This window comes from Arthrobacter sp. P2b (assembly GCF_900168295.1).
Taxonomy (GTDB): Bacteria; Actinomycetota; Actinomycetes; order Actinomycetales; family Micrococcaceae; genus Arthrobacter.
In genome coordinates, this window is record NZ_FVZL01000005.1 from 231984 (window position 1) to 251144 (window position 19161).

Annotated in this window: 17 protein-coding genes; 7 read left to right on the plus strand and 10 right to left on the minus strand. The window is 66.7% G+C overall.

Annotated elements, in window-relative coordinates; all coding sequences use genetic code 11:
* Positions 1–19: 19 nt before the first annotated feature.
* The 6 genes from B5520_RS11555 (at position 20) to B5520_RS11580 (ending at position 6785) form a co-directional block, all read left to right on the plus strand.
* On the plus strand, positions 20–1672 hold the full coding sequence (locus B5520_RS11555) for a sensor histidine kinase (RefSeq protein WP_079597207.1): 1653 nt from the start codon (positions 20–22) through the stop codon (positions 1670–1672).
* Positions 1669–2382 (plus strand): response regulator, encoded by a 714-nt coding sequence (locus B5520_RS11560; RefSeq protein WP_079597208.1) that lies wholly within the window; start codon positions 1669–1671, stop codon positions 2380–2382. Before B5520_RS11555 ends, B5520_RS11560 begins: the two co-directional genes overlap by 4 nt.
* 112 nt (positions 2383–2494) lie before the next feature.
* Complete coding sequence (locus B5520_RS11565; RefSeq protein ID WP_079597209.1) at positions 2495–3154, plus strand: GntR family transcriptional regulator; 660 nt, start codon at positions 2495–2497, stop codon at positions 3152–3154.
* Positions 3155–3163: 9 nt separating this feature from the next.
* Positions 3164–4684: an MmgE/PrpD family protein gene (locus tag B5520_RS11570; protein WP_079597210.1), complete on the plus strand. Its 1521-nt coding sequence runs from the start codon at positions 3164–3166 to the stop codon at positions 4682–4684.
* Positions 4685–5590 (plus strand): methylisocitrate lyase, encoded by a 906-nt coding sequence (prpB, locus tag B5520_RS11575; RefSeq protein ID WP_079597211.1) that lies wholly within the window; start codon positions 4685–4687, stop codon positions 5588–5590.
* A 55-nt stretch (positions 5591–5645) separates the two neighbouring features.
* Positions 5646–6785 carry a bifunctional 2-methylcitrate synthase/citrate synthase gene (locus B5520_RS11580; protein WP_079597212.1) on the plus strand — a complete coding sequence of 380 codons (1140 nt, stop codon included), beginning with the start codon at positions 5646–5648 and terminating at the stop codon, positions 6783–6785.
* 67 nt (positions 6786–6852) lie between these two features.
* Here the strand turns inward: B5520_RS11580 and B5520_RS11585 are convergent, their stop codons facing one another.
* A complete protein-coding gene (locus B5520_RS11585) occupies positions 6853–7335 on the minus strand; it encodes an 8-oxo-dGTP diphosphatase (RefSeq protein WP_079597213.1) in 483 nt (160 codons plus the stop codon).
* A 74-nt stretch (positions 7336–7409) separates the two neighbouring features.
* Between B5520_RS11585 and B5520_RS11590 the strand changes: the two genes are divergently transcribed.
* Positions 7410–8099, plus strand: coding sequence for a hypothetical protein (locus B5520_RS11590; RefSeq protein WP_079597214.1), 690 nt, complete (start codon positions 7410–7412; stop codon positions 8097–8099).
* A 43-nt stretch (positions 8100–8142) separates the two neighbouring features.
* Here the strand turns inward: B5520_RS11590 and xerD are convergent, their stop codons facing one another.
* The 9 genes from xerD to B5520_RS11635 all read right to left on the minus strand — a co-directional run bounded on the left by xerD (position 8143) and on the right by B5520_RS11635 (position 18483).
* The gene (gene xerD, locus B5520_RS11595) at positions 8143–9147 is read right to left on the minus strand and encodes a site-specific tyrosine recombinase XerD (RefSeq protein WP_104443635.1); all 1005 of its coding nucleotides are present in this window, start codon (positions 9145–9147) and stop codon (positions 8143–8145) included.
* On the minus strand, positions 9147–9806 hold the full coding sequence (locus B5520_RS11600; RefSeq protein WP_079597216.1) for an NUDIX domain-containing protein: 660 nt from the start codon (positions 9804–9806) through the stop codon (positions 9147–9149). The genes xerD and B5520_RS11600 overlap by 1 nt, the downstream gene beginning before the upstream one ends.
* Before the next feature lie 27 nt (positions 9807–9833).
* The gene (locus B5520_RS11605) at positions 9834–11594 is read right to left on the minus strand and encodes a CTP synthase (protein WP_079597217.1); all 1761 of its coding nucleotides are present in this window, start codon (positions 11592–11594) and stop codon (positions 9834–9836) included.
* Positions 11595–11729: 135 nt separating this feature from the next.
* Entirely contained in the window at positions 11730–13469 is a 1740-nt protein-coding gene (gene recN / locus B5520_RS11610) for a DNA repair protein RecN (RefSeq protein ID WP_079597218.1), read from the minus strand.
* A 4-nt stretch (positions 13470–13473) separates the two neighbouring features.
* A complete protein-coding gene (locus B5520_RS11615; RefSeq protein WP_079597219.1) occupies positions 13474–14499 on the minus strand; it encodes an NAD kinase in 1026 nt (341 codons plus the stop codon).
* A 13-nt stretch (positions 14500–14512) separates the two neighbouring features.
* Positions 14513–15328, minus strand: coding sequence for a TlyA family RNA methyltransferase (locus tag B5520_RS11620; RefSeq protein ID WP_079597220.1), 816 nt, complete (start codon positions 15326–15328; stop codon positions 14513–14515).
* Complete coding sequence (locus B5520_RS11625) at positions 15328–15549, minus strand: hypothetical protein (protein WP_079597221.1); 222 nt, start codon at positions 15547–15549, stop codon at positions 15328–15330. The genes B5520_RS11620 and B5520_RS11625 overlap by 1 nt, the downstream gene beginning before the upstream one ends.
* A 9-nt stretch (positions 15550–15558) precedes the next feature.
* Positions 15559–16548 carry an HAD-IIA family hydrolase gene (locus B5520_RS11630; protein WP_079597222.1) on the minus strand — a complete coding sequence of 330 codons (990 nt, stop codon included), beginning with the start codon at positions 16546–16548 and terminating at the stop codon, positions 15559–15561.
* Positions 16549–16554: 6 nt separating this feature from the next.
* Positions 16555–18483, minus strand: a complete 1929-nt coding sequence (locus B5520_RS11635; protein ID WP_079597223.1) for a hypothetical protein — start codon at positions 18481–18483, stop codon at positions 16555–16557.
* Positions 18484–19161 lie beyond the last annotated feature (678 nt).

A 19161-nucleotide genomic window follows, 5' to 3' on the forward strand; every position in this document is an offset into this window, starting at 1 on the left:
GATGCGCGGGAAGGTACAGATGATCCACCGCTGGAGTATCGCCCGACGGCTCTTCGTGGCGAACCTGCTGATCGTGGTGGTGTTTATCGCGATCGTCGGATCCGCCACCTATGTCGACGCCCGTGACCGCACCTACGACGAGGCCGGTTTGCGGATGGCAGGAATTGCGGACGCAATTGCTGCCAGCCCCTTCGTGCTGCAGGCGGCGGATTCCGACGAACCTTCGTCCCTCCTGCAGCCCTATGCCATGGACGTCATGGCACGTGCCGACGTCGACTTCATCACCATCATGGCTCCGGACCGGACGCGGTGGACCCATCCCCGGAGTGAGGAGCTCGGCCGCCCCTATATCGGTTCCATTGACGCCGCACTGCGCGGCGATGAATTCACCGAGGTCACCGCGGGCACCCTCGGCCCGTCCGTGCGGACCATCGTTCCGGTCAAGGACGCCGGCGGTGCAGTCAGGGCGCTGGTGGCAGTGGGCGTCACGGTGGGGACGGTGGACGTCGCCTTCGCCGCACGCCTGCCTGCCCTGCTGGCCATCGGGCTTGCCCTGCTGGTGGGCGGGTCCCTGGCGTCCTGGCTGCTGGGCAGGTACCTTCGCCGGGTCACCCGGGGCTGGGGGCCGGAGCAGCTGTCGCAGCTCTTCGCCTACTACGAGTCCGTGCTGCATTCAGTCCGCGAAGGGCTGATCCTTATCGACACCAAAGGCAAAGTGGTGATGTACAACGACCAGGCCGCCGAGCTGCTGGGCCTGGATGAGACGGGCAGCAAGGACCCCACCCGTCCGCCGTCGCTCGCAGAACTGCCCCTCGACGAGGAGCTCCGCTACCTGTTTGAATCCGGCCGCAGCGCAAAGGACGAAATTGTCCTCTCCGGATCCCGGGTCCTGGTGGTGAACCAGGGGCCGGCGAAGGGGCCGGAAACAGCAGGCAGCCGGGGCAGGACCCCGGTGTACGGAACAGTGGCCACCCTTCGGGACCGGACCGAAATCGAGGCCCTGGGCAACGAGCTGGAAACGATGCGGACCCTTTCCGACGCCCTGCGGGCGCAGACCCACGAACACGCAAACCGGCTGCACACCATGGTTTCGCTTTTGGAGTTGGGCCGCACCCGGGAGGCCCTGGATTTTGCCACCAAGGACCTGGAGCTCAGCCAGCAGCTGACGGACAACATGGTCAGCTCGGTGGACGAGCCGGTATTGGGTGCGCTGGTCATGGGCAAGGTGGCCGAAGCCCATGAGCGGGGAGTCCAGCTGGATGTCGCCACCCTGGGATCAGGCACGGTGGAGGGCATCGCCGTGCAGGACCTGGTGACCATCCTCGGAAACCTGCTGGACAACGCCATCGACGCCGCCGCGGAGGGAACGCCTCCCCGGCGGGTGGAGCTGACGGTGGAATCCGACGAGGAAGGCCTCGACATCGCCGTCCACGACTCCGGCGCACCGATTGATCCAGGCTCCGTGGAGAACATCCTCCGGCACGGATACAGTACAAAGCCCGCCGGGCCGGGCGGGCGGGGCATCGGGCTTGCCCTGGTCCGCCAGGCTGTACAGCGGCTGGGAGGTACATTGACCATCAACGGACGGCGCGGCGCCAAGTTCGAAGTGTTCCTGCCCGCAGCATTGCCCCCAGAGGCACCATTGTCCCCAGAGAAGGAGCATGGAGCGTGAGTGACATAAGGGTCCTCGTCGTTGAGGACGAGGCCATCGCGTCCGCCGCGCACGCAGCCTACGTGGGGCGTGTTCCGGGTTTCGAGCTCGCCGGGACCGCCCCGGACGGCCAGTCCGCGCTTCGGCTGCTCAACGAGTTTTCGGCAGCAGGCAAACCCGTGGAGCTGGTCCTGCTGGACATGAACCTGCCCGATCTCCACGGGCTGGACATTGCCCGGCGGATGCGCTCGGCCGGCATTCTTGCCGACATCATCGCCATCACCGCCGTCAGGGAGCTGGCCATTGTGCGCAGCGCCGTGGCTATCGGAGTGGTGCAGTACCTCATCAAGCCGTTCACGTTCGCCACCTTTGCGGACAAGCTGGAAAGCTACCGGCAGTTCCGCCAGCAACTTGCAGGCCCGGGCACAGCGTCGGGCAAGTCCGCCACATCCCAGAGCGAAGTGGACCAGGCGTTCGCCAGCCTGCGGGCCCCCTCCGAACTTCCCCTGCCCAAGGGGCTCTCGGCCTCCACGCTGGGCTCGGTCCAGGACTTCGTGAGGCAGCAGCACGACGCCGTGTCCGCCACCGAGGTGATGGATGCGCTGGGGATGTCCCGGGTGACCGCACGCCGGTACCTTGAGTATCTTGCCGACGCCGGCACCGTCTCGCGGACTGCGCGGTACGGCACGCCGGGCAGGCCGGAAAATGAATACCGCTGGAGCGGGCGGTAACCGAACAGCTGTATACACCAACCGCCGGACTTGTGCCCTTTTCGCTTCCAGGGCTTCCTTTTCTCCACAGCGTGTATACACTGAGGTGGAAAGCCGAAGGAATGGAGCAGCAGTGCGGGCAAGCGAACGCGCCTACAGGGCACTGCGCGACGACATCGTGGAGTGGCGGCTTCCGCCCGGCACGCTGCTGGCCGAAGTGGAACAGTCAGGGCGCCTCGGGGTTTCACGCACGCCGCTCCGGGAAGCGCTGGGCCGCCTCACGGCAGAAGGCCTGACGACGGCGGGCGGGCGCGGCGTGATGGTCACCGCCATCTCCCTGGCTGACATCGATGAACTCTTCGAACTCCGGGAGACACTGGAAGGGAGGGCGGCGGCGCTTGCCGCAGAGCGCGGCGAACCTGCAACATTCCGGCGGCTGCAGGCCGCCCTGCTGGCGGCCCCGGCGCTCGTCACCGGCGACACGCCCGCCGTCGAGGACTACTACGGCCTGGTCAGTGACCTGGATGCGGCCATAGACTCGGCAATTTCCAACTCCTACCTGGTGCAGGCAATGCGGAGTTTGAGGGTGCATCTGGTCCGCATTCGACGGATGGCAGCTGACAACGCAGCCCGGCTGACGGCAGCGGCAGCCGAACACGCGGCCATTGCCGAGGCAATCGCCGACCGCAACCCCCGGCTCGCGCAGGCCGCCACCACACTGCATCTGCATCGCAGCCTTTCCCACATCAAAGCCACCTCCACTTCCCTGCACAACACGTCCACATCCCCCTAAAGGAGCACCATGGTTCAGGAACACCACGTCCGCGTGTACAAGAGCGAGGAAAACCTTCCCCGGGAGGACCAGCTGGCCCACAAGATCGCCGTGGTCGCCGCCGACCCCGTGGAGGTCACCGCCGAGGTGACCGACATGGTGATCAACCGGATCATCGATAACGCCTCGGTGGCCATCGCATCGCTGAACCGTGCACCGATCGTGGCCGCACGGGCCCAGGCGCTGTCCCACGCACCCAGCACGGGCGGCAAGGGCGCGAAGGTCTTTGGCATCGGGGAACGGGTCTCCCCCGAATGGGCCGCGTGGGCGAACGGCGTTGCCGTTCGGGAACTGGACTACCACGACACCTTCCTCGCCGCCGACTACTCGCACCCGGGCGACAACATTCCGCCGATCCTGGCCGTCGCGCAGCACGCGGGTTCCAGCGGCCTCGACCTGCTGCGTGGGATCGCCACCGGGTATGAGATCCAGGTGAACCTGGTCAAGGCGATCTGCCTGCACAAGCACAAGATCGACCACGTCGCCCACCTGGGCCCCTCCGCTGCGGCAGGCATCGGCACACTGCTGGGCCTCGACGTCGAGACCATCTTCCAGTCCGTGGGCCAGGCCCTGCACACCACCACCGCCACCCGGCAGTCGCGCAAGGGCGAGATATCCACCTGGAAGGCCCACGCCCCGGCCTTCGCCGGGAAGATGGCCGTCGAAGCCGCGGACCGTGCGATGCGCGGGCAGACTTCGCCTGTGCCGATCTACGAGGGTGAAGACGGTGTGATCGCCTGGCTGCTCGATGGGCCCGACGCCTCCTACATGGTGCCGCTCCCCACTCCCGGGCAAGCGAAGCGGGCCATCCTGGATACCTACACCAAGGAACACTCGGCCGAGTACCAGGCCCAGGCCTGGATCGACCTCGCCCGGAAACTCCACAAAGAGCACCCCGAAGCCACGGACCCGGCCAACGTGAAGTCGGTGCTGATCAAAACCAGCCACCACACCCATTACGTCATTGGCTCCGGCGCCAACGATCCCCAGAAGTACTCGCCCACAGCATCCCGCGAAACCCTGGACCACTCCATCCCCTACATCTTCACTGTCGCGCTGCAGGACGGGGCCTGGCACCACGTTGACTCCTATTCCCCTGAACGCGCCGCGCGCCCGGACACGGTGGATCTGTGGCAAAAGGTGTCCACCGAGGAAGATGCGGAATGGACGCGCCGCTACCACTCCCTGGACATCAACGAAAAAGCCTTCGGCGGCTCCGTGGAAATCACCCTCACCGACGGCACCATCATCACTGATGAGATCGCCGTGGCTGACGCCCATCCGCTCGGTGCCCGGCCGTTCGGCCGGGAGCAGTACATCACCAAGTTCCGCACCCTCGCCGCAGGGCTCGTGGAGGAAGCCGAAATTGATCGGTTCCTCGCCGCCGTCGAACGCCTCCCCGAACTCGCCGCCGGGGAACTGGACCAGCTGAACATCACCGCAGCCCCCGGCGTCATCGACCTGAACGCCGCACCCAAGGGACTGTTCTAGATGCTGTACTCCACCACCACCCCGGAACAGAAGCGCATCCGGTTCCGCGAGCTACTCGCCTCCGGCACCATCGCCCAGTTTCCAGGGGCGTTCAACCCGCTCTCCGCGAGGCTGATCCAGGAAAAGGGATTCGCGGGGGTCTACATCTCCGGCGCCGTCCTGGCTAACGACCTCGGCCTGCCGGACATCGGGCTGACCACCCTGACGGAGGTTGCCACCAGGGCCGGGCAGATTGCCCGGATGACGGACCTGCCAGCCATTGTCGACGCCGACACCGGCTTCGGCGAACCCATGAACGTGGCCCGCACCGTCCAGGAAATCGAAAACGCCGGACTCGCCGGACTGCACATCGAGGACCAGTTCAACCCCAAACGCTGCGGCCACCTCGACGGCAAAAACGTGGTGGACCTGGACACCGCCACCAAACGCATCCGCGCCGCCGCCGACGCCCGCCGCGACCCGAACTTCCTCATCATGGCCCGCACCGACATCCGCGCCACGGATGGGCTGGCAGCAGCCCAGGACCGCGCCAAAGCCCTGGTGGACGCCGGCGCGGACGCCATCTTTCCCGAAGCCATGAAGGACCTCACCGAGTTCCAGGCCATCCGCGACGCCGTGGACGTGCCCATCCTGGCCAACATGACCGAATTCGGCAAAAGCGACCTCTTCACCATAGAGCAGCTCCAGGGCGTGGGCGTCAACATGGTCATCTACCCCGTCACCCTCCTCCGTAGTGCCATGGGCGCCGCCGAGCGTACGCTGGACTCGATCAGGTCAGAGGGAACGCAGGAAGCACAGGTTGGCAGCATGCTGACGCGTGCACGGCTGTACGAGCTGGTGGACTACGAGGGCTACAACCGGTTCGACACAGGGGTCTTCAATTTCCAGGTCCCCGGAACGCACTAACGACCCGCCGGCTCCGGCCGGCTTCAACAGGCGACAGGAACAAAGGAGTTTCAGCATGGCTGAACAGGACATCAAAAAGGGTCTCGCCGGCGTCGTGGTGGACTACACCTCCGTCTCCAAGGTCAACCCGGACACGAACTCACTGCTGTACCGCGGCTACCCGGTCCAGGAGCTGGCCGCCCGCTGCAGCTTCGAAGAGGTGGCCTACCTGCTCTGGAACGGGGAACTGCCCACCCCGGACCAGCTGGCGGAATTCACGGCCAGGGAACGCGCGTGCCGTGCCCTGGACCCCGTGGTGAAACAGGTCATCGACGCGCTTCCCACCACCGCCCACCCCATGGACGTGTGCCGGACCGCGGCGTCCGTGCTGGGCGCCCGGCACCCGCTGGCCGAAGACTCCTCCCGGGAGGCGAACATGGCCAAGGCGATCGACCTTTTCTCGGCGATGCCCGCCGTCGTCTCCTACGACCAGCGTCGCCGCCACGGCCAGGACGCCGTCGAACCACGCGACGACCTGGGCTACTCCGCCAACTTCCTCTGGATGGCCTTCGGCGAAGAGCAGGTTCCGGAGGTTGTGGAGGCCTTCAACGTGTCGATGATCCTCTACGCCGAACACTCCTTCAACGCCTCCACCTTCACCGCCCGGGTTGTCACCTCCACCCTCTCGGACCTCCACTCGGCCGTCACCGCAGCCATCGGCGCCCTGAAAGGCCCCCTGCACGGCGGAGCCAATGAGGCCGTGATGCACACCTTCGACGAAATCGGCATCCGCCCCCAGGAATCGCTGGAGGAGGCAGCCGCCCGCGCCAGGGCGTGGATGGAAGATGCACTGGCGCAGAAGAAGAAGGTCATGGGCTTTGGCCACCGCGTCTACAAGCACGGCGACTCCCGCGTGCCCACCATGAAGGCCGCCCTGGACAAGATGATCGCGCACTACGGCCGGCCCGAACTCCTGGGCCTGTACAACGGCCTGGAGCAGGCGATGGACGAGGCCAAAGCCATCAAACCCAACCTCGACTACCCTGCCGGACCCACCTACCACCTCATGGGCTTCGACACGGCAACCTTCACGCCACTGTTCGTGGCCAGCCGCATCACGGGCTGGACGGCGCACATCATGGAGCAGCTGGACTCCAACTCGCTGATCCGGCCATTGAGCGAATACGTCGGCCCGGAGGAACGGCACCTGCCCTAGGGCCTTTCGGGAGTACGACGGCGGGACGGCCACGGAGGTGACCGTCCCGCCGTCGGGCGTTTACTGCCTAAGGCAGGATGCTCACCGAGGAAGCGACCGTTTCGTTGTCGTCGTTCAGGGTGACCACCACGTTGACCTTGCCGCCTTCCAGGACCACCGGCAGCCAGTGGTCGGCGTCCTGCCACATGCGTTCAACGGGCAGGGTGTCGGTCCGGAACCACTCCGGCAGGACTTCGTCGCTGTCCGCCGGTTCACCCTGCCACGTCCTGGCAGTGAAGAGACTGGTGCTCATATTCCATTCCGGCTTCGCGGGGAAGACAAAGTTCACCGCCCCGGCATCCGTGAGGTCCTCAACCCGCACGGAAACACCGGTTTCCTCCATGACTTCACGGACGGCCGCTTCGCCGTCGCTCTCCCCCGGTTCCACATGCCCGCCGATCCCGACGATCTTTCCCGTGCCGAAGCCTGTCCGTTTCAGGCCCAGGAGCACCTCCGGGCCGGACTCCCCGTCGCGGAGCAGGAAACAGAGAGTCACCCTTGCAGCAGTCATGCGCCCAAGCCTATGGGGTGGGAGAGTTGTCTGCGAAGAAGCCGCAGGGGCGCTGACTATGCCAAGCTCTACGTGTGACTCCTGAAACCGGACCCGGGATACGGCCGGCCCGCATTTCGGCCCTTGATGCCCGCCTGCCGGAGTGGCTGGTGCGCAACCCCTTGTACTGGGGCTGGGCCTGGGCCGGTTTTTGGACTCTGCTGATTGTCATCGACGAATTCGTGGACCTGGCAGGCTGGACCTGGTACCTGCTGGTGGCCGCGGCTGCCCTGCCCACGCTTCTCAGCACCCTGGCCGTCCTGCACGTGACTCCCCGCCGGCACGTGCGGCCTGCGCGGGAGTCGGTTTTGGGCCTGTTCTTCGTCCGTTTCCTGGCGCTCGTTGCGGCCTTCATTGTGTGGGCAATATCGGTGGTGCTGAGCGCCTCCATCTCCACCACCATCCAGGCCCTGGCCGGCGATTCAGAGCGTGAGGTGACCGCTTTGGGTTTCACCTTGATGGCAGCCCTGTTCCCCATTGTGGTGGCTGTCCTGTGGCTGGCGTTCGTTGCCCGGTGCGCCTGGTTCCTGCGGAGGCTTCGCGGCTGGCGGCAGGTCCCTGCGTTCTCGCGGGTGCCGAAATCATTCCTGCGTGGCCGCGCCCGGCTGCACCGGGTGGTGATCGGCCTGGCGCATCCGGGACTGATGCTGCTCGCGGGGATGGGCACGTCGGTACTGGCATTCCTCCTGGGCCCGGTGGAACTGACCATCGAGGCGCTGCCCTAGCTGTCCCGGTGCACTGCATCTGGGCAGCTGGGCCCAGGCCGTGTCAGCCGAGTGCGCGCGGATGTGCAGCGGCGTAGATCTCGCGCAGCGTATCGGCTGTGACCAGGGTGTACACCTGCGTGGTGGTCACCGAGGCGTGTCCCAACAGCTCCTGGACCACCCGGACGTCCGCGCCGCCTTCAAGCAGGTGCGTGGCGAAGGAATGCCGCAGGGTGTGGGGAGAGACGTCCTTGGTGATGTTGGCCTTTTCGGCGGCGGTCTTCAGGATGGTCCACGCACTCTGCCGGCTGATCCTGCCGCCGCGGGCGTTCAGGAAGAGTGCGGGTGTCCCCTTCCCCTTGGCCGCCAGCAGCGGGCGGCCGCGCACCAGGTAGGCGTCCAGGGCCCTGGCACCATAGGACCCGAGGGGCACAAGCCGCTCCTTGGACCCCTTGCCGAAGAGACGGACAATGGCGGGCCCCGCTTCAGGTTCGGCCAAAGAAATGTCATCAACGTCCAGGCCAACCGCCTCACTGATGCGCGCTCCGGTGGAGTACAGGAATTCCAGCAGGGCGCGGTCCCGCAGCCCGGTTGCCGTATCCGTTCCCGCGGCCTCAAGGATCCTGGTTACCTCGTCAACGGTGATGGCTTTGGGCAACCTCTTGCCGGCCATGGGCGGATGGACCTCGCTGGCGGGGTCCGAGGGCGTAAAGCCTTCCAGGGCCCAGAACTTATGCAGCCCGCGGACGGCCACCACTGTCCTCGCCGCGGACCTGACGCCGAGGGCGGAGCCACCGTCGGACCCGTCCGACAGGGCGCGGACGTATCCGGTTACGTGGTGGCGTGTGATGTCCTCGGGCCGCCGGCATCCCGCAGCATCGAGGTAGCGGGAGTACCGGGCAAGGTCGCGGCGGTAGGCGGCAAGCGTGTTGGCGGCCAGCCCCCGCTCCACACCCATGTGCTGCAGGTAGTCGGTGATGCCACGGTCGATGGCGGTTGGGGCGGCTGCGGGCACGTCCCCTGCCGCATCAACCGGGGGTACCGCTTCAGCCGAGGGAGCTGGAACCATCAGCGCTGGCTGGGATGCGCCGGCCAGGGTGCATCGGCAGGACGGAGGTTCGTGTAGTTGTCCGCCCGCGCGGCCGCCGCTGCAAGGATTCCGACGACGGCGGACGGGTTGTGGAGGCGCCCCTCCAGCACGGACGCCACGGCGTCATCGAGGCTGATCCAGTGGAACTCGATCTCCGCTTCCTCATCCGTCCGCTCGTGGCGTTCATGATGGGGCACTTCGGTCAGGTCGCGGGCCAGGTAGATCCTGATCGCTTCACTGGAGGACCCGGGCGAGTTGAAGAAATCGGCAAGCACGTTCCAGGTGCCGGCGGCGAGGTCTGCCTCTTCGGCAAGTTCCCGGGCCGCACCGACCACAAAATCCTCGCCCTCGATGTCCAGCAGGCCGGCCGGGATCTCCCAGAGTTCCATGCCCACCGGGTGCCGGTACTGCTTCAGCAGGAGGATCTCGCCGTCGCCGTTCATGGGCAGGACAGCCACGGCACCGGGGTGGTCGATGTAGTCGCGGGTCAGGGCCTCGCCCGTCTCCTGCAGCTGGAAACTGTCGCTGACGACATCCCAGATCCGGCCTTCATAGACCTTCTCCGTAGACAAAAGACGGCGCGGGCTCGGTGCATCCGAAACCTTGACTACATGGGAGGCTTCAGGTGTACCGGGCATCGCGCCGTCCTTTTTCTGTTGTGGGAACTACTTAGCGGCTACCGTACCGGACTGCGCGGCCTCGGAAGCAGCGGCCGGGACCGTGTCGGCACCGCTCTGGTGGTCCAGGGCAGCCTTGACCAGGCCGGCAAACAGCGGGTGCGGGCGGGTGGGCCGCGAGCTCAGCTCGGGGTGCGCCTGCGTGGCCACATAGTAGGGGTGGACATCCGCGGGCAGTTCGACGAACTCCACGAGCTTGCCGTCCGGGGAGGTCCCTGAGAAGACCAGGCCTTGGGCGGCAATCTGGTCACGGTACTTGTTGTTGACCTCGTAGCGGTGGCGGTGGCGTTCGCTGACGGTGGTCTTGCCGTAGGTTCCGGCAATCACGGAGCCTGCGTCGAGCTTGGCTTCGTAGAGGCCCAGGCGCATGGTGCCGCCAAGGTCGCCGCGGCCTTCAACGAATTCCAGCTGCTCTTCCATGGTGGCGATCACGGGGTACTTGGAATCCGGCTCGAATTCGCTGGAGGAGGCGCCTTCCATGCCGACAACGTTGCGGGCGTACTCGATCACCATGCACTGCAGGCCCAGGCAAAGGCCCAGGACGGGCAGCTTGGTTTCGCGGGCGAACTTCAGCGCACCCAGTTTGCCCTCGAGGCCGCGGATGCCGAAGCCGCCGGGAACACAGATGGCGTTGACGCCCTCGAGTGCCTTGATGGCACCCTCACGCGTTTCGCATTCGTCGGACGGGACCCAGCGGATCTTGACCTTGGTGTCGTTGGCGAAGCCGCCGGCGCGCAGGGCTTCGGTCACGGAGAGGTAGGCGTCCGGCAGGTCGATGTACTTGCCCACCAGCGCGATTTCCACGTGGTGCTTGGGGTTGTGGACGGCTTCGAGCAGCTTGTCCCAGCTGGTCCAGTCCACGTCCTTGAACGGCAGGTCCAGGGCGCGCACGATGTACGAATCCAGGCCCTGGCTGTGCAGGGTCTTGGGGATGTCGTAGATGCTGGGGGCGTCGGCTGCGTTCACTACGGCGTCGATGTCGACGTCGCACATGCGGCCGATCTTCTCGCGCATGGCGTCCGGCACTTCGCGGTCCGAGCGGATGACGATGGCCTCGGGCTGGATGCCGATGGAGCGCAGTGCAGCAACGGAATGCTGGGTGGGCTTGGTCTTCAGCTCCTGGGACGGTCCGATGTACGGGACCAGCGACACGTGGAGGAAGAACACGTTGGTCCGGCCGATGTCCTGGCGTACCTGGCGGGCGGATTCGAGGAACGGCTGGGACTCGATGTCACCAACGGTGCCGCCGATTTCGGTGATGATGACGTCCGGGGCGTTCTTGCCTTCGGCCGGCAGGCGCATCCGGCGCTTGATTTCATCGGTGATGTGCGGAATGACCTGGACGGTGTCCCCGAGGTACTCGCCGCGGCGTTCCTTGGCGATGACCGTGGAGTAGACCTGGCCGGTGGTCACGTTCGCCGAACCCTCGAGGTTTTCGTCGAGGAAGCGCTCGTAGTGCCCGATGTCCAGGTCGGTTTCCGCGCCGTCGTCGGTGACGAAGACTTCGCCGTGCTGGAAGGGGTTCATCGTGCCCGGATCCACGTTCAGGTAGGGATCGAGCTTCTGCATAGTTACAGACAGGCCGCGTGCCCGCAGCAGATGACCGAGGCTCGAAGCCGTCAGTCCCTTACCGAGCGAGGACGCCACACCACCGGTTACGAAGATGTGTTTGGTCGTCTTGGACGAGCCCGGGAACCGGGAATTTACACGGGAATTTGATCGCTGCACCACGGAATTCGAGCCTATCATCAATTGAGCCTTCCACGGGTCTGGAAACTGTTTCCCCAAATGCTCCAGTGTGCAGGCCCGGAGGCCCGATGATCAAGGGTCCGGGGCTTGCCCATGGATACTTACGGCTGCGCCTGAGGGCCAGTTCCGGTGCTGTCAGGCCCGCTGCGGCAGCAGTTTCGCGTCATCCAGCAGCTCCTGGGCGTGGGCCTGCGCGGACTCCGAATCCTCCTGGCCGGCCAGCATGCGGGCCAGTTCGCGGACCCGCTCCGGACCGTCAAGGAGTCGCACATCACTGGAGGTGAACCCGGTGGCGGTGCCGCCGTCGGCTCCCCTGACGGATGTTTTGGTGACGGTGATGTGCTGGTCCGCGAACGCCGCAACCTGGGGCAGGTGCGTGACCACCAACACCTGCACGTGGCGGGCCAGCATGGCCAGCCGGCGGCCGATCTCGACGGCGGCGCGGCCCCCCACCCCGGCGTCCACTTCGTCAAAGACAAACGTGGGCACGGGATCCACCGCCGCCAGCACCACCTCGATGGCGAGCATCACGCGGGACAGCTCACCGCCGGACGCGCCCTTCCCCAGCGGCCGGGCCGGGGCGCCGGAGTGCGGCTGCAGCAGGAAATTGATCTCGTCCGCACCGTGCGGCCCCAGCTGGCCCGAAGGCTCAAGGGTGATCACCAGGGTAGCGTCGGCCATGGCCAGGGCCTTCAGTTCGGCGCTGACGCGGGCCGAGAGATCCTTGGCGGCTTTCGTCCTGATCTTGCTGATGGATGCTGCCTGCTTCTTCAGGTCCGCCTCTGCCCGCACCACCTCGGCATCCAGCGCCTCGATCCGGGAGGAATCGTCCTGCAGCTCGTCGTAGCGCACGCGGGCGTTTTCCGCCCATTCCAGGACTTCGTCGATGGTGGGGGCGTACTTCCGGACGAGTTTGGCCAGGGCCGCCCGCCGGTCCTCGATCTCCGCGAGGCGCTCCGGCCCCTCGGAATCCAGGCCGGCCTGGTAGCTGGCGAGCTCCGTGGCGATGTCATTGAGCAGGAAACCCACTTCGGCGAGCCGGGCAGCCGCGGAACCGAGTTCGGCGTCGTGCTCCGCCACATGTTCCAGGGTCCGCTTGGCGGCGTCCACCAGGGTGGTGGCGTCACCTGCTTCACCGAAGTCCTCGGCGATGAGGGCCTGGTGGGCGGTGCTGGCGGCGATGCGCAGTTCCTCCACGTTGGCCAGCTTGACGGCCTCGGCCTTCAGCAGCTCGTCCTCCCCCGGCTGGGGGTCCACCTCGTCAATTTCGGCCAGGGCTGTCTGCAGGGATTCGGCTTCGCGCAGCCTGTCGCGGGCGGCGCTGCGCAGCGTGTCCAGCTCGGACTGGCTGGCTTTCCAGTGGTTGTACAGGTCCTGGTAGGCCGCCAGGGGCCCGGCCAGGGAGTCGCCGGCGAACTTGTCCAGGGCGCCCCGTTGCGCAGCCGCACCCTTGAGGCGGATCTGGTCAGACTGGCCGTGCACCACCACCAGGGTTTCGCCGATCTCGGCCAGGACGCCCACCGGGGCGGCCCTGCCGCCCAGGAACGCACGGCTGCGGCCGTCCGAACCAAGGCGCCGTGCCAGGATCAGCTCAGCGCCGCCGTCGAACTCTTCCGCTTCGGCGCCCGCATCCAGCGCACGCGCAATGGCCGGGTGCCCGGCGTCGAGCTTAAGGACCGCCTCCGCCGTCGCGCTCTTCGCACCGCTGCGGACGGCGCCGGCGTCTGAGCGGGCACCCAGCAGCAGGCCGACGGCGGTAACCACCATGGTCTTACCCGCGCCGGTCTCACCGGTCACCACGCTGAGCCCCGGGCCCAGCGGCAGGGTTGCGTCGGTGATGACGCCCAGATCGCGGATTCTCAGTTCTTCAAGCATGGTTTCACTTTGCAGTCGACGGATCGGTATCGGCTTCGGGCTGGCCCGCCTGCGGCACCTGGAGCGGAGGCTGGGGCCGCGGCGTCCTGACGATGGGGATGGGACCGGTATGGATCGCCTCGGCCTTCGGCACCGGCCCCCGCCAGCCATGGATGGGCAGTTCAAACTTACGGACCAGCCGGGCGGAGAAGGGCGTCTGGTGCGTCCGGGCCAGCCTGACGGGTGTGGCGGACTTCGTGACCTCCACGCGCGCGCCGGGCGGCAGGTCCACGGACCGGCGGCCATCACACCACAGGACGCCCTGCGCGTCGGTGCGGCTCAGCACCTCCACGGCAAGCCGTGAGCGCGGCGACACCACCAGGGGCTTGGCAAAGAGCGCGTGGGCACTGATGGGGACGATGACCAGTGCCTCCACCTCCGGCCAGACCACGGGGCCGCCGGCGGAAAAGGCGTACGCGGTGGAACCTGTGGGTGTGGCCAGCACGATCCCGTCGCACCCGAAGGATGTCAGCGGGCGCTCGTCCACTTCGGTGACCACCTCGAGCATGCGCTCCCGGTTGGCCTTTTCGATCGCAGCCTCGTTGAGCGCCCAGGTGTGCCAGATCTTCTGGCCACGGATCCAGACCTGGACGTCGATGGTCATCCGTTCTTCCACGGTGTAGTCGCGGCTCGCGATCCACTCAACCGTCTGGGCCAGGTCCGCCCGTTCACTTTCGGCCAGGAAGCCCACATGGCCCAGGTTCACGCCCAGCAGGGGCACGTCCACTTCCCGGACCAGTTCGGCGGCACGCAGGATGGTGCCGTCACCGCCGAGGACCATCACCAGTTCGACGTCCGGGAGCTGGACGTGGTCGTGGAGCACTTCCACGGGCTGGGCCAGGTGGCCGAAGAACCGTTCCATATCGTCCAGCTCGGACTCCTGCATCACCGGGACGATCCCCGAGGCGTGCAGCAGGGCGCAGGCTTCCCAGGCGGCTTTCAGTGATTCCTCGCGGCCGGTGTGGGCGAGGACCAGTACACGCCTGCTCATCAGGTTCCGCTCTCTAGTGGTTCGGCCAGATACGTCCGAGCAAGGCAGCGGCAGCTGCCTCTCGCTCTTCGATCTTAGGCAAGTCTTGGCTGATCCTGCGTTTTATCCACAGGAAGTATTCGACGTTTCCGTCCTGACCCGGGAGCGGGCTTTGTGCCAGGCCGCACAGGTCGAGGCCGGCATCTAGCGCTGACCTGGCCACTTTTTCCACCGCCATGCGGCGTTCCCGCTCCGAGGTCACCACTCCGGTGCGTCCCAGGCGGTCCTTGCCGATCTCGAACTGCGGTTTGACCATCAGCACCAGGTCGCCCCCGGGTTCGGTGCACAGCGCCAGCGGCTGGACCACCAGGGTGAGCGAAATGAAGGAGAGGTCGGCCACGGTCAGTGCGGCGGTGCCGCCGATGTCCGCCGGCGTCATGTAGCGGACGTTGAGTCCCTCGTGGACAGCCACGCGGGGATCGCTGCGGAGCCGGGGCACCAGCTGGCCGTGCCCGACGTCGACCGCCACCACGTGTGCCGCGCCCCGCCTGAGCAGGACATCGGTGAAGCCGCCGGTGGAAGCTCCGGCGTCCAGGCACCGTTTTCCTTCCACCTGGACGTCCGGGAAGGCGTCCAGGGCGCCGGCGAGCTTGTGGCCGGCGCGGCTGGCGTACGTGTCCTGCTCGTCATGTTCGACGGCGAGGTCCCGGTCATCGTCAACCTGCAGGGACGCTTTTTCCAGGATCCTGCCGTCGGAGCTCACTTTGCCCTCGGCGATCAGGGCGGCGGCATGCGTGCGCGACCTGGCCAGGCCGCGGGCAACGAGGGCCTGGTCGAGGCGTACGGGCATCAGGCCCCGCCGTCCGCGGGCTCGGCGTTCAGGGCGGCGAGGAGCTCGTCATGAAGCCCGTTGTAGGCCGCTTCATGCTCTGCCACCGGAATTTGCGGCAGGGCATCAAGCCGCGACAGAGCCTGGGCAACGACGGGATCCGTGACTCCGGCATCTGCGGCACTTGGCCAGTCCGGGGAAGGCTGGGCTGCTGTTTCGTCGGGTCGGTTCAGCTCAGTCATTCGTCCAGTCTAATGATCCATCCAGGCCAGCTGCGGCGCCTGTGGTGCGGAGGCGTCCGGCGTTGCTGCCCACCAGGCGGCGCAGGCGGCGCGCCACGCGTCCAGGTCGTCCGGACTGCCAATGATGCCCACCGCGCCGTTCGCTACCCGGGCCGAGGCCTTCCCGCACGAGTAGGTGCCGTCGTCGTGCGTCACCTCCGGGTAGGGCCGGTGCAGGTCCGGCAGCGTTTCGATGAGGTAGTCCGGACGCTCCGCGGCGCGGGCGGCCAGGATGCTCTGCCGGGTGTCGACGCCGGTCAGGACGGCTACGGTGGCGAAGCCCGCGTTGTTGCCGCCCAGGATATCCGTGTCCAGCCGGTCACCAACCACCAGGGGGCGTTCGGCGCCGAGCCGTTTGGCCGCCGAGTGGAAGAGCGGTGCTTCCGGCTTGCCTGCCACGAGGGGCTTTTGGCCGGTTGCCGCGGTCACGGCAGCCACGAGGGTGCCGTTTCCGGGCGCGATCCCCCGTGCCTGCGGGATGGACATATCCGTGTTGGTGGCGACCCACAGGGCGCCGGCAGACACCACGTAGGCTGCCTCGGCCAGGTCCTTCCAGCCGATGTCGGGGTTGAAGCCCTGGACCACAGCCACCGGTTCCTCGTCCTGGCTGTAGACCGGCACGAGGCCCACGAGTTCGATCTCGTGGGCCAGTGCCGGGCTGCCGGTAACGAGGATGCGGGACCCCGGCGCGAGCCTCGAAGCCAGCAGTTCTGCCGCGGCCTGGGAAGAACTGACCACCTGGTCGTCCTCAGCAGGCGCCCCAAGTTCGCGGAGGTGCGCTGCCACCTGTGCCGGGGAGCGGGATGCGTTGTTGGTGACGTAGCCCAACCCCACACCGAGACCGGACAGTCGCTGCAGGGACTCAACCGCTCCGGGAATAGCGTGCGGACCGGCGTACACCACCCCGTCCAGGTCGGCCAGGAGCGCGTCGAAACGGGAGATCAGGGAAACTTCAGTCATTGGTTCTTAGTCTTCCCGGCGGTCCTGGAGGCTGCCGGCTTCCCCTTCGGTCTCCTGGCCCCAGGTTTCGGTGCCTTCAGTTTCCATGTCCTCAGTTTGCGTGTCCTCGGAATCCAGTTCGTCGTGCTCCACCGAGTCCTCGTCCGATTCAGCATCGTCGGAGACGAAGTAGTCCGCTTCCTGGTCGTCGATGCTGCGGTCCTGCGCCTCTTCGGCGGATGCTTCAGTGGTGACGTCGGCAGCTGCCGACGTGGCGGCGTCGGACGTTCCGGCGGCCGCCGTTGTTCCCGTGGAGGCGCCAGCGGCTGCGTTAGCCGTGTCAGATGCCGTGGAAGCGCGGTCAAGGAGGCGGCGGCGCTCGGCTTCTTCCCGGGCTTCTTCCTCTTCGTCCCAGCCGAGGTCGATAATGTCAGGCTCTTCGTCGACACCCTGGCCCAGGGCATTCTCAGCAACTACGGCCTGGTTCTGCCACTTCTCGGCTTCGGCTTCCCGTCCCACGGCGGCAAGGGCATCAGCGTAGGCCCGGAAAAGGCGGGGGCTGTAGGAGAATGCCCGGTTGATGTCCAGCTGGGGTATCTCGAGTTCGGCCACAGCGGCGTCCGGCTGCCCGAGGTCCGTCCTTGCCCCTGCTGCAACAATGGCCAGCTCCACCTTGCCGGGGGCGTCCAGGTCCTGTGCTTCCTCAGACCGTGCCACATCGAGTGCGCGGTCCGGACGGCCCAGGCCACGCTCGCAGTCGGCCATCACCGGCAGGTGGACGTTGGAACCGCTGATCCGGCGGTAGGTGCGGAATTCGCGCAGCGCCTCGCCATAGTGGCCGGCGGCGTACGCGGTGAGCCCTACGGCTTCGCGTACGGCGGCGAGCCTGCCGCCGCGCCGGCTGGCGGCCAGTGCGTGCTGGAAGGCAAGTTCCGGTTCGTCGTCGATGAGGCGGCCGGCCATGACCAGGTGACGGGCAACCCACTCCGCGCTCTTCGGCTCAAGGGTCTTGATCTGGTGCTGCGTGGCGCGGTCAAGCTCCTTGCCCGTGACGTCCTCATCGATTTCGGGCGAGCGTTCCCGGTCCGGGCGGTTGGCACTGCGCAGGTCACGTGCGTTGGGGACGCGTGCCGGCCTGTCCTCCTGGCGGTCACGCCCGAAACTGCGGGGACCGGAGTCGCCCTGGCGCGCATCACCACGGCCGGGGCCGCGGTCGAAGCTGCGGGGCGCGCGGTCCTGCCGGTCACCGAACGGCTTCCGGTTGTCACGGTCACCGAAGCTGCGGCGCTCACCGTCTTCCCGGCGCGGGCGGTCTCCATAGGGCTTGTTTTCGCGGTCGCCGTACGGCTTCCGGTCACGGTCGCCGAAGGGCTTGCGTTCTCCACCGCCGAAACCACGGCGGTCGCCATCGCCCTCGCGGCGGGGACGATCACCGAACGGCTTGCGGTCACGGTCACCTTCACGGCGCGGCCGGTCCCCGAAGGAACGGTTGTCCCGGTCACCGTAAGGCTTGCGTTCTCCACCGCCGCCGCCGCCGAAACCACGGCGGTCGCCGTCGCCCTCACGGCGCGGCCGGTCACCAAAGGAACGGCTGTCACGGTCACCGTAAGGCTTGCGTTCTCCGCCACCGCCGCCGAAACCGCGACGCTCACCGTCACCTTCACGGCGGGGACGGTCACCAAAAGGCTTGCGGTCACGGTCACCGAAAGGCTTCCGCTCCCCGCTGCCGAAACCGCGACGGTCGCCTTCACCCTCAGGGCGGGGACGGTCACCAAACGGCTTGCGGTCACGGTCACCGAAGGGCTTCCGCTCCCCGCTGCCGGATGCCCGTTTCGGGAAGTCGTTGTTGTCGCGGTTGCTGCGGGACCGGAACCCGCGGGGGTCCCCACCGGAGTTGTTGTTTCCCCGGAACGAACCGCGGTCGTTTCCGCGGTTACCGCCGTTGTGCTCGGCCATGATGGATTCCTCCTGTTGTGAGCCGACCACTGGCGCAACTGCAGCCGCTCGTATCCGTGTTTCGTTTCCTACGCAACCCGAAATCAAGCGCTTCGAAGTCCGTACATCTTCATCAATTCTAGAGGAGGCACCTAATCCGCAGGGACAGAGCGAGGGCTGGGGGCAACATCGTGGGGATGTTCACACCAGCCGCCCCCGGCCTTCAACGCTCCATCAGGTGCTGCGGGTTCCCGAGCGACGCCCTATCACCTCTTGCGGGATTTCCGGCGCCGCTCTCTCAGCCATGTTCGACGGCGGGCGAGGGCTTTCGTGCCTTTGGGGGCGCCGGCGGTGGTTGCTCTATCAGTTGTGGTTGCCATCCGGGTCGGTTCGGTGCGTTATCTGATAGAGCATCCCTGGTTTTGCTGCAGGAGCTGATAGGGCGTCACGGGTTTTGCTGCAGGACGTGAGAGAGCGTCGGGGGTTTGGGTGCAGGATCTGATGGGGCGTCGGGGGTTTGGGTGCAGGATCTGATGGGGCGTCGGGGGTTTGGGTGCAGGAGGTGATGGGGCGTGCCGGGTTTGGGCCGTGCCGGTTTTGTTGGGGTGGTGTTTAAATGCGGGAGGCCCCAACCATTGCTGGTTGGGGCCTCGACCTTAATGGTTGTCCGGCGGTGACCTACTCTCCCACACCCTCCCG

Excerpts from the sequence above, each read along its gene's own strand:
- B5520_RS11620 (WP_079597220.1), bottom strand. The coding sequence starts at position 15,328 with ATGCCCGTACGCCTCGACCAGGCCCTCGTTGCCCGCGGCCTGGCCAGG.
- xerD (WP_104443635.1), bottom strand. The coding sequence starts at position 9,147 with ATGGTTCCAGCTCCCTCGGCTGAAGCGGTACCCCCGGTTGATGCGGCA.
- B5520_RS11570 (WP_079597210.1), top strand. The coding sequence starts at position 3,164 with ATGGTTCAGGAACACCACGTCCGCGTGTACAAGAGCGAGGAAAACCTT.
- B5520_RS11585 (WP_079597213.1), bottom strand. The coding sequence starts at position 7,335 with ATGACTGCTGCAAGGGTGACTCTCTGTTTCCTGCTCCGCGACGGGGAG.
- B5520_RS11605 (WP_079597217.1), bottom strand. The coding sequence starts at position 11,594 with ATGATAGGCTCGAATTCCGTGGTGCAGCGATCAAATTCCCGTGTAAAT.
- recN (WP_079597218.1), bottom strand. The coding sequence starts at position 13,469 with ATGCTTGAAGAACTGAGAATCCGCGATCTGGGCGTCATCACCGACGCA.
- B5520_RS11625 (WP_079597221.1), bottom strand. The coding sequence starts at position 15,549 with ATGACTGAGCTGAACCGACCCGACGAAACAGCAGCCCAGCCTTCCCCG.
- B5520_RS11580 (WP_079597212.1), top strand. The coding sequence starts at position 5,646 with ATGGCTGAACAGGACATCAAAAAGGGTCTCGCCGGCGTCGTGGTGGAC.
- prpB (WP_079597211.1), top strand. The coding sequence starts at position 4,685 with ATGCTGTACTCCACCACCACCCCGGAACAGAAGCGCATCCGGTTCCGC.
- B5520_RS11600 (WP_079597216.1), bottom strand. The coding sequence starts at position 9,806 with ATGCCCGGTACACCTGAAGCCTCCCATGTAGTCAAGGTTTCGGATGCA.
- B5520_RS11630 (WP_079597222.1), bottom strand. The coding sequence starts at position 16,548 with ATGACTGAAGTTTCCCTGATCTCCCGTTTCGACGCGCTCCTGGCCGAC.
- B5520_RS11635 (WP_079597223.1), bottom strand. The coding sequence starts at position 18,483 with ATGGCCGAGCACAACGGCGGTAACCGCGGAAACGACCGCGGTTCGTTC.
- B5520_RS11615 (WP_079597219.1), bottom strand. The coding sequence starts at position 14,499 with ATGAGCAGGCGTGTACTGGTCCTCGCCCACACCGGCCGCGAGGAATCA.
- B5520_RS11555 (WP_079597207.1), top strand. The coding sequence starts at position 20 with ATGATCCACCGCTGGAGTATCGCCCGACGGCTCTTCGTGGCGAACCTG.